The sequence below is a fragment of the Haloferax marinum genome (genome assembly GCF_009674625.1).
In the GTDB taxonomy this organism is placed as follows: domain Archaea; phylum Halobacteriota; class Halobacteria; order Halobacteriales; family Haloferacaceae; genus Haloferax; species Haloferax marinum.
The window spans coordinates 2,766,628-2,780,892 of sequence record NZ_WKJQ01000001.1; the positions used below are offsets into that span (position 1 = coordinate 2,766,628).

General features: G+C 62.5%; 18 protein-coding genes. 5 read left to right on the plus strand and 13 right to left on the minus strand.

Annotation, left to right across the window (positions count from 1 at the left end; all coding sequences use genetic code 11):
- Positions 1 to 76 precede the first annotated feature (76 nt).
- A complete protein-coding gene (locus GJR99_RS13910; RefSeq protein ID WP_151113161.1) occupies positions 77 to 610 on the plus strand; it encodes a type 1 glutamine amidotransferase domain-containing protein in 534 nt (177 codons plus the stop codon).
- 115 nt (positions 611 to 725) lie between these two features.
- Here the strand turns inward: GJR99_RS13910 and cruF are convergent, their stop codons facing one another.
- From cruF to GJR99_RS13925, 3 genes are read right to left on the minus strand one after another with little or no spacing between them, the layout of a single operon-like run.
- A complete protein-coding gene (gene cruF / locus GJR99_RS13915; RefSeq protein WP_151113163.1) occupies positions 726 to 1,601 on the minus strand; it encodes a bisanhydrobacterioruberin hydratase in 876 nt (291 codons plus the stop codon).
- Complete coding sequence (locus GJR99_RS13920; RefSeq protein WP_151113165.1) at positions 1,594 to 2,472, minus strand: prenyltransferase; 879 nt, start codon at positions 2,470 to 2,472, stop codon at positions 1,594 to 1,596. The genes cruF and GJR99_RS13920 overlap by 8 nt, the downstream gene beginning before the upstream one ends.
- Complete coding sequence (locus tag GJR99_RS13925; protein ID WP_151113167.1) at positions 2,469 to 3,971, minus strand: phytoene desaturase family protein; 1,503 nt, start codon at positions 3,969 to 3,971, stop codon at positions 2,469 to 2,471. The genes GJR99_RS13920 and GJR99_RS13925 overlap by 4 nt, the downstream gene beginning before the upstream one ends.
- 114 nt (positions 3,972 to 4,085) lie before the next feature.
- On the opposite strand from GJR99_RS13925, the gene GJR99_RS13930 reads away from it, so the two are divergent.
- Both GJR99_RS13930 and GJR99_RS13935 read left to right on the plus strand, forming a co-directional pair.
- Positions 4,086 to 4,778, plus strand: a complete 693-nt coding sequence (locus GJR99_RS13930; RefSeq protein ID WP_151113169.1) for an SDR family NAD(P)-dependent oxidoreductase — start codon at positions 4,086 to 4,088, stop codon at positions 4,776 to 4,778.
- Positions 4,779 to 4,861: 83 nt separating this feature from the next.
- A complete protein-coding gene (locus tag GJR99_RS13935; RefSeq protein WP_151113171.1) occupies positions 4,862 to 5,683 on the plus strand; it encodes a ZIP family metal transporter in 822 nt (273 codons plus the stop codon).
- A gap of 60 nt (positions 5,684 to 5,743) precedes the next feature.
- Here the strand turns inward: GJR99_RS13935 and GJR99_RS13940 are convergent, their stop codons facing one another.
- From GJR99_RS13940 to GJR99_RS13960, 5 genes are all read right to left on the minus strand, one after another.
- Positions 5,744 to 6,013, minus strand: a complete 270-nt coding sequence (locus GJR99_RS13940) for a hypothetical protein (protein WP_151113173.1) — start codon at positions 6,011 to 6,013, stop codon at positions 5,744 to 5,746.
- 76 nt (positions 6,014 to 6,089) lie between these two features.
- The gene (locus GJR99_RS13945; RefSeq protein ID WP_151113175.1) at positions 6,090 to 6,449 is read right to left on the minus strand and encodes a hypothetical protein; all 360 of its coding nucleotides are present in this window, start codon (positions 6,447 to 6,449) and stop codon (positions 6,090 to 6,092) included.
- 115 nt (positions 6,450 to 6,564) lie between these two features.
- Positions 6,565 to 7,827 carry a HEAT repeat domain-containing protein gene (locus GJR99_RS13950; protein WP_151113177.1) on the minus strand — a complete coding sequence of 421 codons (1,263 nt, stop codon included), beginning with the start codon at positions 7,825 to 7,827 and terminating at the stop codon, positions 6,565 to 6,567.
- 225 nt (positions 7,828 to 8,052) lie between these two features.
- Positions 8,053 to 8,379 carry a hypothetical protein gene (locus GJR99_RS13955; protein ID WP_151113179.1) on the minus strand — a complete coding sequence of 109 codons (327 nt, stop codon included), beginning with the start codon at positions 8,377 to 8,379 and terminating at the stop codon, positions 8,053 to 8,055.
- Positions 8,376 to 9,383 carry a DUF7490 domain-containing protein gene (locus tag GJR99_RS13960; protein WP_151113181.1) on the minus strand — a complete coding sequence of 336 codons (1,008 nt, stop codon included), beginning with the start codon at positions 9,381 to 9,383 and terminating at the stop codon, positions 8,376 to 8,378. Before GJR99_RS13960 ends, GJR99_RS13955 begins: the two co-directional genes overlap by 4 nt.
- Positions 9,384 to 9,505: 122 nt before the next feature.
- Between GJR99_RS13960 and GJR99_RS13965 the strand changes: the two genes are divergently transcribed.
- Together GJR99_RS13965 and GJR99_RS13970 are read left to right on the plus strand one after the other, a co-directional pair.
- Positions 9,506 to 9,652 carry a DUF1059 domain-containing protein gene (locus tag GJR99_RS13965; protein ID WP_191967133.1) on the plus strand — a complete coding sequence of 49 codons (147 nt, stop codon included), beginning with the start codon at positions 9,506 to 9,508 and terminating at the stop codon, positions 9,650 to 9,652.
- 51 nt (positions 9,653 to 9,703) lie between these two features.
- Positions 9,704 to 10,108, plus strand: coding sequence for a universal stress protein (locus GJR99_RS13970; protein ID WP_151113185.1), 405 nt, complete (start codon positions 9,704 to 9,706; stop codon positions 10,106 to 10,108).
- Positions 10,109 to 10,141: 33 nt separating this feature from the next.
- Here GJR99_RS13970 and GJR99_RS13975 read toward each other — a convergent pair whose 3' ends face one another.
- The 5 genes from GJR99_RS13975 to GJR99_RS13995 form a co-directional block, all read right to left on the minus strand.
- Entirely contained in the window at positions 10,142 to 10,888 is a 747-nt protein-coding gene (locus GJR99_RS13975; protein WP_151113187.1) for a hypothetical protein, read from the minus strand.
- Between the two features lie 145 nt (positions 10,889 to 11,033).
- The gene (locus GJR99_RS13980; RefSeq protein ID WP_151113189.1) at positions 11,034 to 12,275 is read right to left on the minus strand and encodes an ornithine cyclodeaminase; all 1,242 of its coding nucleotides are present in this window, start codon (positions 12,273 to 12,275) and stop codon (positions 11,034 to 11,036) included.
- Between the two features lie 107 nt (positions 12,276 to 12,382).
- Positions 12,383 to 12,865 carry a hypothetical protein gene (locus tag GJR99_RS13985; protein WP_151113192.1) on the minus strand — a complete coding sequence of 161 codons (483 nt, stop codon included), beginning with the start codon at positions 12,863 to 12,865 and terminating at the stop codon, positions 12,383 to 12,385.
- A gap of 68 nt (positions 12,866 to 12,933) precedes the next feature.
- A complete protein-coding gene (locus GJR99_RS13990; protein WP_151113194.1) occupies positions 12,934 to 13,878 on the minus strand; it encodes an alpha/beta hydrolase in 945 nt (314 codons plus the stop codon).
- Entirely contained in the window at positions 13,875 to 14,228 is a 354-nt protein-coding gene (locus GJR99_RS13995) for a hypothetical protein (protein ID WP_151113195.1), read from the minus strand. Before GJR99_RS13995 ends, GJR99_RS13990 begins: the two co-directional genes overlap by 4 nt.
- Positions 14,229 to 14,265: the final 37 nt, after the last annotated feature.

The following is a 14,265-nucleotide window of genomic DNA, read 5'->3' on the forward strand; positions in this document are numbered from 1 at the left end:
GGAATCGGCCGGACGGGGCCGACGTGGACGACGCACGTCTGGTACGTCTGGTTCGTCATCCCAACGGTGACCAGACATGAAACTGGAAGACAAACGAATCGCCATGTTGGTCGGCCCCGGTTTCGAGGACCTGGAGTTCTGGGCCGTCTACATGCGCATGAAAGAGGAAGGAGCACAGCTCGACGTCGTCGGCATGGACGCCGGCGTAGAGTACACGGGAAAGAGCGGTGGACTCACCGCCGAGACCGAACTCGCGGCCGGAGAGGTCGACCCGGCGGCGGTCGACGCGGTCCTGGTGCCTGGCGGCTGGACGCCCGACAAGATTCGCCGCGACCAGGCGGTACTCGACCTCGTCCGGGACGTCTACGAGGACGGGAAAATCGTCGGGCTGATTTGTCACGCCGGGTTGGTCGGCATTTCGGCCGGCATCGTCGAGGGGTCGGACGCGACGGGTTCGCTTGGCATCAAAGACGACCTGGTAAACGCCGGCGCGACCTGGGTCGACGAACCGGCGTTCCGCGACGGCAACATCGTCTGGGGACGCGTCGTCGAAGACATCCCCGACTACTGCCGCGTCCTGGTGGACGCACTGGCCGAGCACCCCGCCTAGGAACCCGTTTCTCCCGACTCGCGCCCGCTATTCAGCACGGCCTCGACACACTAGCAGTAACTGAGGATTTCGACGAAGTCTCGTCGCCCGGTGTTTCTGTCACCCTGTCTCCAGATTACGACTGCCACGGGAACCGTCGCGGAATCCGGAGTAAACTGGAGTCGAAGCGGTCAGTTCGAAGCAGACCGACGCCGAAGAGTCCAGCGACGATGACCGGGACCCAGTTGCCGAACCACGCGTTGATGCCACCCCAGAGGATGACGAAACTCACCAGGTCGTCGAGCATGAACTCGGTCCCCGAGAGTCGAGAGAGGAGTGCGTCGCGGTCGAATCCCCAGTCGAGGAGGACGACGGCGATGGTCGCGCTGATGACCCACCCGGCGTAGTTCGACAACGGGACGCCGTAGAAGAGGAGCGCACCCTCCCCCAGTCTGTAGTACTCCCAGAACCCGAGCGCGACGGCACCGGGGTCTAACACGACGTCCATCGCGAGCACGGTTGCGATGACGACGCCGAGGCGGACGGCCGTGTTCCGAGCGCGGTCACCCAACAAGAGGAGACACAGCAGGTAGGCGTTCATCACGAGTGGGATGAAGAACACGGGGAGGCCGACTGGGACGCCCGCGACAGTCGGTCCGAGGTCGACGCCGTAGGTGAACCATCCGTAGGGCCACCCCGTCGTGATGCCGGTGTACTCGATAGCGTAGGCGTAGGCGGTGAGTGCACCGACGGCGATGGCGGCCCGGCGAGTCACGAGTGGTAAGAGGCCGACGATGAGCGGCGAGCGCATCACCAGCGTCCCGAAGAGGATGAGAAACGCGTTGAACGCGAGTGGTTCGGGCATCCACGCCATCGCACTGGCGACGAGCATGACAGCGCCGTTCAGCGGGAAGAACACCGAGATGGTAAAGCGGTTGTCGCGCACGAGTTCGTCGAACGCGAGTTCGACTTCCCGGCGCGACCGAGGAAGTTTCGTTCGCAAGTCAGCCATTCACGATACTCCAGAGTGCTCCGAAGGTGATGAGCATGCCGACGATTGTGTTCAAAAGCGGGTACCACCAGTACGCCTCGGCGACGTCGACGTCCGAGCGTGCGATGCCGATGACGACCACCGGATACGCCGCCAACAGCGCCCCGAGACGGACGTCCACGAGGGCGAACGCGAGGGCGGCGAGTCCCCACGTCACCGCGCAGTAGGCGTAGGTTCTGCGTTCTCCGAGGAGGGTCGCGGTCGTTCGGATTCCGGCCGCACGGTCGGGTTCGATGTCGGGAATCGCAGAGAACGTGTGCATCCCCATCGTCCAGAGCCACGCGCCTGCGATAGCGAGCAGTGGCGGATTCACCCCTGCAATCGTCGCGTACGCGGCGACGCCGGGGAGGATGTACAGGCCGTTCGAAATCGAGTCGAGAAACGGCGTCGTCTTGAACCGGAACGGCGGGGCGCTGTACTCGACCGCGAGGAAGAAGTGTGCGACCAGCCACGGCCACGCGACCTGTGGCGTGAGGGCGAACAGGCCGACTCCGAGGACGCCGCTACCGACGACGATAGCGAGGTTCACCGGGTCGCCACGCCACCGGGCCTCTCTGTCGTCTTTCTTGGGATTGGCTTCGTCGACGTCGACGTCGAAGACGTCGTTGACACCGTAGAGAAAGACGTTCGCCGGGACCAGGAAGTACGCGAACAAGACGAGCGCTTCGACCGAGTACAGGTCCGAGAGCGTCGTCGCGGCGGCGGCGACGCCGACGAGCACCGGACCGGCGAGGTAGAGCCAAAATCGCGGCCGGGAGAGGACGAACAGGTACCCGAGTCTCTCTCGGAGTCCGCCGTTCGTCTTCGTCCCTGTCGCCATGTCGGTGCTCATCGAGCGTCTTCGGCCATCTCCTCGGCGGTGAGTTGCCCGCTGATGAGACACATCGGGACGCCGATACCGGGCGTCGTGAACGACCCAGTGAAGTAGAGGCCGTCGACTTTCTTCGACGCGTGTGGCGGGCGGAGGAGCGCAGTCTGGGTGAGGGTGTGTGCGAGGCCGAGCGCAGTCCCTTTCGTACTGTTGTATCGGTCTGCGAAGTCGTTCACACAGAACGTCTCTTCGACGACGATGCGGTCTCGGAGGTCGACACCGGTGTTCGCTGCGATGTCGTCGAGGAGCATGTCACGGTAGGACTCGCGCAACTCCGGCGTGTCTTCGAGGCCGGCGGCGATAGGGACGAGTGCGAAGAGGTTGCTGTGGCCTTCGGGGGCGACCGAATCGTCTGTCTTCGAGGGAACACAGAGGTAGTACGCGGGGTCGTCGGGCCACGCCGGGTCGTCGAAGATGTGCTCGAAGTGGTCGTCCCACTCGGTCGGCAAGACGAGCGTGTGGTGGGCGAGTTCTTCTACGTCGCCTTCGACGCCGAGATAGAGGAGGAACGCAGACGGTGCGTAGGTTCGCGACTCCCAGTAGTCGGCGTCGTACTGCCGCTTTTTGGGTGGGAGCAGTTCCTGTTCGGTGTGGGCGTAGTCGGCGTCGCTGACGACGAGGTCACAGAGGAACTCCTGTCCGTCTTCGGTTCGGACGGCGAACCCGCCTTTCCGCCCCGCGATTTCGGAGACGGGTGAGTCGGTGTGGTACTCGACGCCGAGTTCTTCGCCGAGTTCGACCATCGCGTCCACCACGGCCGCCAACCCGCCGTCTGGGTAGTAGACGCCCATGTTGAAGTCGACGTGACTCATGAGGTTGTAGAGCGCCGGCGTGTTGTTCGGCGCGCCACCGAGGAACACCAGCGTGTACTGCATTATCTGCTGGAGTTTGGGGTGGTCGAAGTACTTCTCGACGTGGTCTTGCATCGACCCGATGAGCGACAGTCCCCACGCGTTTTTGAACACGTCGAAGTCGATGAAGTCGGTGAGTTTCGTCCGGTCGGTGTAGACGAAGTGTTCCATCCCGATGCGGTAGTTCCGTTCGGACTTCCGGAGATATTCGTCGAACTTCTCACCTGCACCGGGTTCGTACGACTCGAAGAGTGCTTTGTTCGTCTCGATGTCGGGGACGAGGTCGACCTGGTCACCGTCTTTGAAGAAGATGCGGTAGTGCGGGTCGAGTCGGCGCAGGTCGTAGTAGTCCGAGGGGTGTTTCCCGAAGGAGGCGAAGAACTGCTCGAACACGTCGGGCATCAGATACCACGACGGACCCATGTCGAAACTGAACCCATCGCGTTCGAGCGTACTGGCTCGGCCACCGAGTTGTTCGTTCTTCTCTACTACCGTGACGTCCGCGCCAGCGTCGGCGAGGTAGCACGCCGTCGAGAGACCGCCGAACCCGCCGCCGATGACGACGACGGACTGCCCAGCGAGAGAATCGAGGTCCGAGACAGAATTCATGTTCTCTTGTAAGAACGTAGAGAACATAAATCGACTGACCGAATCGGTCCGGCCAAGCGGTTCGTGGGCGTCGCCGGCAGACATCTTTAGGCCCGGTCCGTCCTAACGAGACGCATGAACGACACGACCGTCGTGGTCACAGGTGCGAGTTCGGGAATCGGGGCAGCAGTCGCCCGCGCGTTCGGCCACGCAGGGGCGACCGTCGTCGTCTGCGCTCGTGACACCGACGCCCTCCAGACCGTCGTCGACGACGTCGAAACCGCTGGTGGGTCCGCGACGGCGATTCGCGGCGACGTTCGTGACGAGTTCGACATGGAACGACTGATGGAGACGGCCGCCAGGGTCGGCGGACCGATCGACGTTCTCGTCGCGAACGCCGGCGTCAATCACGGAACCCCCGGTGAGATGCCGATGGCGGACGAGACGTACGCCGCCTTCGACGACACACTCAGAACGAACGTTCGTGGCGTCTTCGCGGCGGTGAAAGAAGCGCTCCCGCACATGGCCGACGACGCGCGGATTCTCGTCCCATCCGGGTCTATCGCTCGCGAGGCGAAACCAGGGATGGGCGCGTACGCCGTCTCGAAAGCGGCCAGCGAAGCGCTCGTCCGGCAGTTCGCTGCCGACTGCTCCCAAACGGTGGGCGTAATCGACCCCGGTCTCGTCGCTACCGACGTCACCGGTGGACAGGGGCGCGACCCAGACGACGTCGCCCAGTTGTTCGTGTGGGCGGCGACAGAGGCCGAACCGACCGACCTCGATGGTGCCGTCCTCGGCCTCTCGGCGTGGAAGCAGGCGACTCGCTGACGTGCCCTCGCACCAGCGCCCATCGCGTCGAACGGCCTGACGGAATCGGGCGTCTTATTAATCCGAACACATTCGTTCACAACATGAATCGTTCGACAGCCATCGGCGTCGGTAGCGTCGTCGTGCTCGTCGCCCTCTCGGCGTACGCAGTGTCCACGCAGGCGTGGAAACTCCTCGTCGTCTCGTGGGCCGCCTTCGCAGCGATGGCGTTCGCCGCCCCGTTCGGTGCCCGCTCTCGGACCGAACACGCTGAAGGCCTCGTCTGGGGCTACGGACTCGCCAGCGGTGCGATGGTGACGAGTGCCGCCGTCTTCCTCGTCCCGCAGGCTATCGGTCACCACCCACAGTTCGGTGGGTTCGGCATCGCCTTCGGGATTCTCGCCGGGTTCGGTGCCCACACCGTCGGCCATCGCTTCGCACACATGGACTTCCCGATGGACCGCACCGTGACGGAACTCTCGGCGCACGCCGTCTCTGCGGGCGCGATAATCGGCATCGTCTACGGAAACATCGACGTCGGTGTCGGTCTCGGCCTCGCTATCGTCTCGCACAAGGGACCCGCGGGATACGCTGCCGCGCGTCGGTTGGCCGGAAAGAACAAATCGGTCTACCCACTCTTGCTTCCGGCGGCCGGGTTGGGTATCGCCGCCATCGTTTCGAGCGCCGTCTCGCTCCCTGCGACGGCCGCCTTCCGCGGCATCGTCTTCGGATTCGCCTCGGGCGTCTTCCTCCACGTGGCGATGGACTTCCTCCCGCGGTGTGAAATCGGGAGCGAGATTCACGACCTGCTGTCGGTCGAAGACGAACACGCACACACCATCCTCGACAGACTCCGCGTCCACGCGGCGATTAGCACGGTCGTCGGCGGCGGTGCCGTCTTTGCGGCGTGGCTTCTTCTCGGGTGAGCGCGGCGACTCGTCTGTCTCCCGGTGGACACACCCGGTGACGGCGAACGGCCGACGTGTTCACTCGGTGTTCTTCGTTCCCGTACGGAGGTTCTCTCGGTACTCGGCCCACGCTCGATACATCTCGACTCGCTCCGATTCCGTCATCGTGTCGTGTTCGTCGGGGTCGTAGAACAGGAGCTCTTCCTTTTCGGGCATCTTCACGATGACTCCGAGCGGGTAGAGTTTCTCGTAGTAGTGGTCCAACACCCACTCTTCACCGTGTTCTTCGACTGCGTTCTGGATGTACGCTGCTGCCTCGGGATACGCTTCGTCTAGTGTGTTAGTCATTGTCGATAGAGACGCGTTACTCGAAGTTCGATACTGTGCTCTGCTGGGCCTGTCTACCGGATGTTGCTGGGCCTGTCTACCGGGAGTCTGTGAACTCGGTGAGTGAGCGATTTGGGCTATCTGTGCTCCACTTGCCGATTTGGACGAGTTCGAACGCCTCGAGAGAGGTGTCGAGTGCGTCGGCTAACTCGGCCCGCACCGTGTCTGGGAGACTGTCGACGGCAATCGCAGTGAGCGGATGTTGCGTCAGGGCGTAACTGGTCGCGAGACTCGTCGGGGCGACGACGACAACGGCTGACCCATCGGCATCAGCGAGTGCGAGTTGGGCGTCTCGGTGCTGCAGGACTGTCGCGTCGAGGTCGTCGACGGGGAAGAGGACCTCGGCGTCTCCGTACTCGATACTCGCCCCTGCCGACGTGAAATGCCCTTTGAGCATAACCAGTAGGTGATTTATTCCCAGGACGCATTTAGTTTGTGGTGGTTGGACGACAGACGCTCGCACGACCACCCTGGAAACGAGTCGAGCAACTGCACGGCCGTCGCGTCGGCGACTACCCGCGGTCGATTTCTGCAATCGCGGCCGCCGCGGCCTGCCGCACTTCTTCGTTCGGGTCGGACCGTTCCAGTTCCTGCAATCGCTCCAGTGCGTCCGCGGCCTGTAGATAGCCGAGGGCCCAGCAGGCGTTCCCCCGAGTGTATGCAAACTCCTCGTCTAACGCGCCGACGAGCGGTTCGATAGCCGGTTCGACGCTGTCTGGGTGAACTTTGGCGACGTGTGCGAGAATGGACGTGGCGTTGTACCGAGCGTGCCCGTCAGTATCCACCAGTAACTCGATTGCCCGAGGGATGGCCGGTTCGATTTGGTCGGGATATTCGCTAGCCAAGTCGGCGAGCAACCCTGCCGCGTTTGCTCGAACTTTGTCGTGTTCCGCCTGTAGGAGGCCAATCGCCGTGGGTATCGTCTCCTCGGCGACGTTCGGATAGCTCTTCGAGAGCGTCCCGAGGACGGCGAGTGCACCGATTCGGTGTTCGTCGCGACTCTCGTCGAGATACGCGACGAGTTGTGGCGTAATCGGTACGACGGAGTCCGGGTACACTTCCGCGATGTGTAGTATCGCCGCCAGCGCCGTGCCGTCGGCGGGTGACCCGTCTTGAAGGAGTGCCGCGAGTTTCGGAACACTGTCGACCACGGCACCTGGGTTCGAATCGCTCACCGCCTCGACGATGCCGATAGCGTCGACGAGTATCTCTGACGGCGTCTCTGGCGTGAGAAACCTGATTACGTCTCCGACGGCAGGTGAAACCGATTCGGGATACTGCTCGGCGAGACGTGAGAGGACGGCCAGTGATTCGGCTTGCATCGAGAGGCCCGTCTCTTGTAAGACGGTGGTCAGCACCGGGAGTGCGTCGAGGCAGGCTTGTGGTTCGTCGGCGGCGACGCTGACCAATCTGCACAAGGCTAACCGCTGTGCGTGGCGCTCGCCGGTCCGGATGGTGTCGACCAACTCATCGACTGTCGATGTCGCCGTGGTCTCCGAGGAGGCGCCGAGGTCGTCGTGGTCGTAGGCGTGGCCGTCCGCGTCGTAGACCACGTAATCTTCGAACTCGGTCGCCGGCGGGAGTGTAATCGAAGAGAGTTTCAGAGAGTGACCGAGGAGCGTGAGCGCCCTGCCGGGTGGCCGCATCGTGTCGATTTCGACGAGGTTGTATCCTCTGTCTGGGTAGTGGGCGTTCCGTTCTTGCTGGCCGGACGCGAACGGCCGGTCTGTGTGGTCGGTCGAGTCGGAGTCTGTGTGGTCGTCGTTTTCGGTCATCGTCTTCAGGGTGTGTCGCCTTCGCGGTGTGGGTCGTCGACAGAGTATGGGTCAGTTTCGGGTGTGGGTCGTCGGGGTATGGATCGACTTCGGGGCGTAGGTCGTCCACAGAGTATGACTCAACTTCGGGTGAGTGTGGCGAGACGACTCAGATTCTGAGAGGCCCCCACGTGTGTCCCATCTCGCCCTCTCTTTCGTTCGAGTGCTCGCCGGTGCCGTGTGAGGTTATTCCTTCGTCAACCGCCGAAGTTGGATGGAGATACCGAGTGCTGCCGCGAGGAGCAACACGAGGTTGAACGCCGCCTGAAACGGCGCACGGTACTCGGGGTTCACCCACGTCGAGATGGTCTGCGAGGCGTTGAGGTAGAACTGCAGGGCCGCGATGAGCGCGAGCAACAGCAGTCCGGCGAGGACGGCGTAGTCCAGATACCGGCGGACGCGTGCCGCAAACTCGCGGTTCTCGGTATCGGACGTGTCTGCGTCCGGGTCGGGGGCCGGTTGCGTCTGTGCGGACTTCTTCGTCCCCGACTTGGTCGGTGTCTCTTCGCTCATTGCCGCCACCTCCGGGCGACCAAGGCAGTGGCAAGCAGCGCCACGAGTGCCACGACGACACCGAATCCGGGGGCCGAAGATTCGGTTCTGGTTCGTTCGGATTCGTAGTCCTCGGGTGTTCGGTCGTCGTCGTCTTCGAAGTCTTCGACGCGCAGTTCGACGTCTTCTGTAGTCTGGTTCACGCTAATCGTCCTCGTTGGGTTCAGGTTTGCCGCACCACGGGCGGTGTCGATGACGACACCATCCCGCATGAGCACAGCATCGATGTAGTAGTTGTAGCCGCTCGGTACAGTGGCCGTCGCGTCCACGGAGTCGGTTCGACCGGCACTGATGGTCCCGGCGTCGACTGTCGTCCGCGACGCGACGATGTTCGACTCGGCCTGCCGGAGGACGAACGTGACCGAGAGGTCCTCGGCCGGTTCGTCGCCGGTGTTGGTGAGCGTCGCCGTCAGGTCGAGCGTCGTTCGGTCTTCGCCGGCGTCCTCGATAGAGTACGAGACGGGTGGGAGGGCCTCCGTGTCGGTGAAGGAGGTCGTCGATTGGAGGTACGGCGGCTTGATGGCGGAGACACCGCTCACACTCCGTTTTGCCTGGTCGACACGCTCTGCCTCACGGTAGAGGGCGACTTCGATGTCGTATCCTCCCTCGCGGGGGACGGTGAGATTCGTGGCCGCCGTCGTCTCGCCGTCACGGGAGATGTTCCCGACGTCGACTCGTTGGGTCGTCGCCAGCAGTCCCGACTCGGCGTCGATTGCACGAACGAGTACGCTCACGTTCTGGGTCGGATTTCCACGATGGTCGATTCGGGTCTCGATACCGAGGGTGACCGTCTCACCCGTTGCCGGGCCGGCCGCAATCGAGACGTCCGCGACGTCGACCGGACCAGGTCGGATTGGCCCCTCGTCCGTCGGGTCCGCGAGGACGCCAGGGACGAGGACGGCGGTGACCGCGGCGACGACGACGACGCCGACGGCCCCACCGACGAGGAGGGCATTTCTATCCATACCGATTGACATTTTCGGCGGGGTAAATGTTTTCCCCCTGAGTAGTCGCTGTTCGAGAATGTCTCTGAATTTGTAAATGCGGTTTTTGACAGTTGAACGCGTACTTTGGTGCGATGCCAAAGATGCAACAAGCGACGTGCTCCTGTGGATTTAGCGTAACCTCCGAGAACGAAGACGAACTCGTCGAAATCATTCAACACCACGCAGACGACATGCACGGAAAGCCGATGACAGTCGCTGACGTGAAAGCGATGATGAAGCAGGTGTAACCGAATCGTACGAAGCGTGGATTTTTATAGGACGGCGTAGGGATATGTGGCATGGCAACGTACGTTATGGGCACGAACTCGGTACACACCAGTGCCGAACTCTGTGACTACCTCTCGCGACGTATCGAAACTGGCGACGTCGTTCACGTCGTCAACTCCCACATGGGTGGCGACAGCACCGACAGCGACGACGTCCGAGACGGCGACGACGCGTTGAACGTCGTCTCCTCACGACTCGGTGATTTCGTCACCGTCGAGACACACCAGTTCATCCGCGGCAACGACCCCGCTGAGGACATCCTCGAATGCGCCGAAGAACAGGGTGCGGACGAGATCGTCATCGGCGTCAGGAAACGAAACCCGACCTCGAAGATCGTCTTCGGAAGCACCGCACAGGACGTCCTCTTGGGTTCGAACATCCCGATGGCCGTCGTCCCGCTCGAAAAAGTATTCTGAGACTGGGGCTGAGACTGAGACTGAGACCGACGCTCAGTTTCCGGGGCGGTACTCGACGAGCGTCATCTCGAACGCCGGCTCGTCGTCACCTTCCTCTTCGTAGAACGCCATGTAGCCTGGGAGCGGACTCTCCGGTGAGACACAACTCTCCCAGAAGACGCTTCCGTTCATCCGAACGACGAAGTCCGCGCACTGGAGGCCAGCGTACGAGGAGGTGCTCACGACGTCGAAGCTCACGTTCCCGTTCGACCCGGAGACTTCCCATCCATCGCCGACTTCGAGCGTCTCACCGTCGACACCGCTGTAGTACGGCGAGTTGAAGCCGACCGTCGCGACGGACCCCGACGGACTGCCAGAGAGTTCGCTGTAGAGTTGGTCTCGTGACGCGGTCACGGTCTGCTCGCTCGTCATCTCGGGCGAAGACACCGTCGTTCGGATGGTGACGTTCTCTTCGGTCGCCGAGACGACTTCCCACTCGTACGTCGCCGTCTCTTCGAGGTTCGGAGATTCGACTTCGTACCGATAGTACTGACCGGCCCGGAACTGCTCGTCCCACGACTGGTTGAAGTCGAAGGTCGCCGCTTTGGCGCTGTCCGACCCACCGCTTCCGGCGGTGTCGTCAGTCGCCGTCGCCGTGGCCGTCGCCGTCTCCGTCGCTGTGGCGGTTTCGGTCACGGCGTCGTTGGCCGCCGTCGTTGCGTCTTCACCACCCGCCCCGCCCGAACAACCAGCCACGAGGACTAGAAGCGCGACGAGGAGGGTCTTCCACACTGCATTCATATCCTACCCGATGAGCGTGAGGGTTATAATATGGGTGTTTCACAGAGTATCTCTCCGGCGAGAACGTCGTCTCTCGACCAGTGTTTCGCTCCCAGTCCGGTGACCCGTCTCTCGTCGAAGGCGTCGTCTCTCCTCGAGGGCGTCTTTACTCGTCGGACCCTTCGAGAACTTTCTCTGCGAGCGTCGGGACGAAGGTTCCGATGTCGGTCACCATCCCGATCGCCTGCGAGGACCCGCGGTCGAGCAGTTGCGTGACGGTGGCGGGGTTGATATCGACACAGACGGTCTTCGCCGTCGATGGCAGGCAGTTGCCGACGGCGACAGAGTGTAGAAGCGTCGAGAGCATGAGCACCATGTCGGCCTTGTGGGCCTGTTCACGGATGGCGTTCTGTGCTTCGATGGCGTCGGTGATGGTGTCTGGAAGCGGCCCGTCGTCACGGATGGACCCCGCGAGGACGTACGAGACGTCGTTTTTCACGCACTCGTACATCACGCCTTCTTTGATGAGACCTTCTTCGACGGCCGCTTCGATGCCGCCGGCCCGGATGACTTCGCTGATGGTGTAGATGTGGTGTTTGTGCCCCTTCCGTGGGTGTTCCATCGTCTCCATATCCATCCCGAGAGACGTGCCGTAGAGTCCGCGTTCGATGTCGTGGGTTGCGAATCCGTTGCCGGCCGAAATCATGTCGATGTAGCCTTCGCGGATGAGTTCGGCCAACGCGTCGCCACCACCGGAGTGGATGAGTGCTGGACCGGCGACGACGAGAACGTTCCCCCCTTCTTCTTTCGTCTCGCGAAGCGCGTCTGCGACCTCACCGATGAGTGACTCGGAGGGTCGTTCCGACGAGACGCCACCTTGCATGAACCCGAACGGGCCAGAGGAGTCGCGGGGTCGCTCCGGTGGTTTGACGCGGATTCCTGCCTCGTCGGTGACGATGAGGTCGCCTTCGTCGACACTGTTGAGGACCTTCGTGTACGCACGTGGGCCGTCTTCTGCGTCAGGGTCGACCACGATGGCACAGTCCATCTCGATATCCTCTACTGAAAGCCACTCGCCGTCGTAGCGGACTTCGGTCGGGTGGTTGGTCGTCGAGTAGAATCCAATCGGGACGACCTGGTCTGCAGGCGAGGGTTCGACGTGTGCGTCCACCGGGTCGGTGAGGTTCGCCCCAATCTGATGGAGTTCGTGGAGAATCTCCTGAAGCTTTTTTTCGTCGTCGGCGGTGACGGCCATCCGGCAGTACGACGTCTTGTCTTTCTGTTTCCCGACGTCGAACTGCTCGACGTCGAACTCCCCTCCCATGTCCATCACGATACCGAAGGCCTGTTGCATCATCCCGGAGTCGATGATGTGGCCCTCGAGTTCGACCGTACGCGTGTTCGTCATCGACGGAGAATCGGCCGTGGGGGCAAAGTGGGTTACGGACGCGACAGTCTGCGCTCCGACCGGTCGTTGGAAGCAGTCAGCAACGAAAGTCGAGGTGGACTCCTCGCTCAGAACAGGATGCCCTTGAACAGGTTGGCGACGGTCCAGATTGCTTGCTCGATGAGGTTCCCCTCCTCACCAGAGACGCGGATTCGGTCGTCACGGACTGCCTGTTCGACTTCACCCAGTGGGTCCGACGAGGACGCGATGGTTTCGAGCGTCTCGCGGTCGGTGGTGATTCGGGTCGACGCCTCAGAGTTCGGCCCTGTCGCCACGTTCGATATCTGCATGTCGTCTTCGATGACGGCCGAGTACACGTGCGTCTGGTCACCGTCTTCGATGTAGACGTTCACCGTCTTTCCGGCGAGGAGGTCCTCGGCGAACGAGACGTCGAACTGGTCGGCGTTTTCGTTGTACAGTGCGAGGCCCTCCTCGAGGAGTGCCTTCATCTCCTCACTGGACGGGTCTGACTGTGCGAGTGCTGGCCCTGCGGAAGCCACGACGAGTGCGACGACGAAGAACAGCGAGATGAACCGATGTGCAGTTATCATAGTCGGAGATACCTTGGTCCCAACTGATATAATGGTATCCGCGATTGTTCAGTGAGTTGCTAAGATATTCACGAGCGAATCGTCTGCAAGAACGACAGTACGTGGCCGAACGTCTGTTCGAAAGCCGTGTCGTAGTGGGCGAAGTGGTCCGTCGGGAGTTCGACGAGCGTCGCGTTGTCGAGTTTGTCGGCGAGGGAGGCGACGTCGTCGGCAGGTGCCAGTTCGTCACGCGTTCCGGCGACGAGGAGTGCTGGACAGGTGATGGCTTCGGGGTCAGAGACTGCGTCGTATCGGAACATCGAGAGGAACACCCGTGCAGGCGTCTCGTCGCGCCACGCACTCCCCGGCGAGAGGAGTTCTCGATACGCGACACGGACTGACCGTGATTCGAAGACCGACATCGACGTGCCGTCACCGACGACGGGCACGCGATACGGCCCGAGAAGACGAGACTGCACCTTGTCGCGCACGCCCGCGGCGAGCGCAGCGAGCGTTCCACGAACGCCTCGCCCACCCATCACGGCCGAGCCGTCGAGCATCGGATTCTGTGCGACGACGCCGGCGACACGCCGGTCTTCGGCGGCAACCTGGAGCGCGTACCCACCGGAGAGACCGGCACCCCAGAGGACGACACGGTTGCCGTCTATCTCCGGGCGCTCGCGTAGCCCGTCGACCGCGGCGTGCCAGTCAGCAATCTGCGCGTCGGGTGCCACGAGATTTCGAGGCTCGCCGTCCGAGTCACCAGTGTTGCGATAATCGAATACGAACGCGGCGTAGCCTGCTTCGGCCAACCGTTCGGCGTAGGTTCGAAGACCGAAGCGCCGGTCTGTGGCGAGTTCGCCGGCCATGACCACGACGGGCGGCGAGTCGACACCATCGGGTCGGTAGAGCCAGCCTGCACAGTCTGTCCCGTCGCTCGTGAAGGTGAGACTGACGCGAGAGTAGTCGAAGTGAGACGGCCGGCGAGGGCCGCGGGCCGCCGGCGGTTCACCACGGTGACGCCACGCGTTCACGCCGTTCCCCCCTGGTAGAGCGTCTCCAGAACTCGCTCGGAGAGGTCCTCGTCGTCGAGTGCGTAGCTGTTGTACGCCTGAATCCACTCCTCTTCGAGTCGCCACGTCGCCTGCACGTCGTCTTCGCTGCGAATAATCGTCGCTTCGACGGTCATCGGTTCCCAGTCGTCTTGTGCCAGGTCGAGGAACGCTGTGACCGCGCGTCCGACCTCACCGTGGTCGGGCTTGACGTCCGGAAACGCCGTGAGATACGTCAGCGACACCGTCTCGTCGAGTGAGACCGACTCGACGCTGATGCCGTTTCCACGGAGCGCTTCCTCGATATCGGTGACCGGTTCGAGGTCGTTCATGCAAGGCGATACGGCACCCGCCGGCTAAACGTTTGCC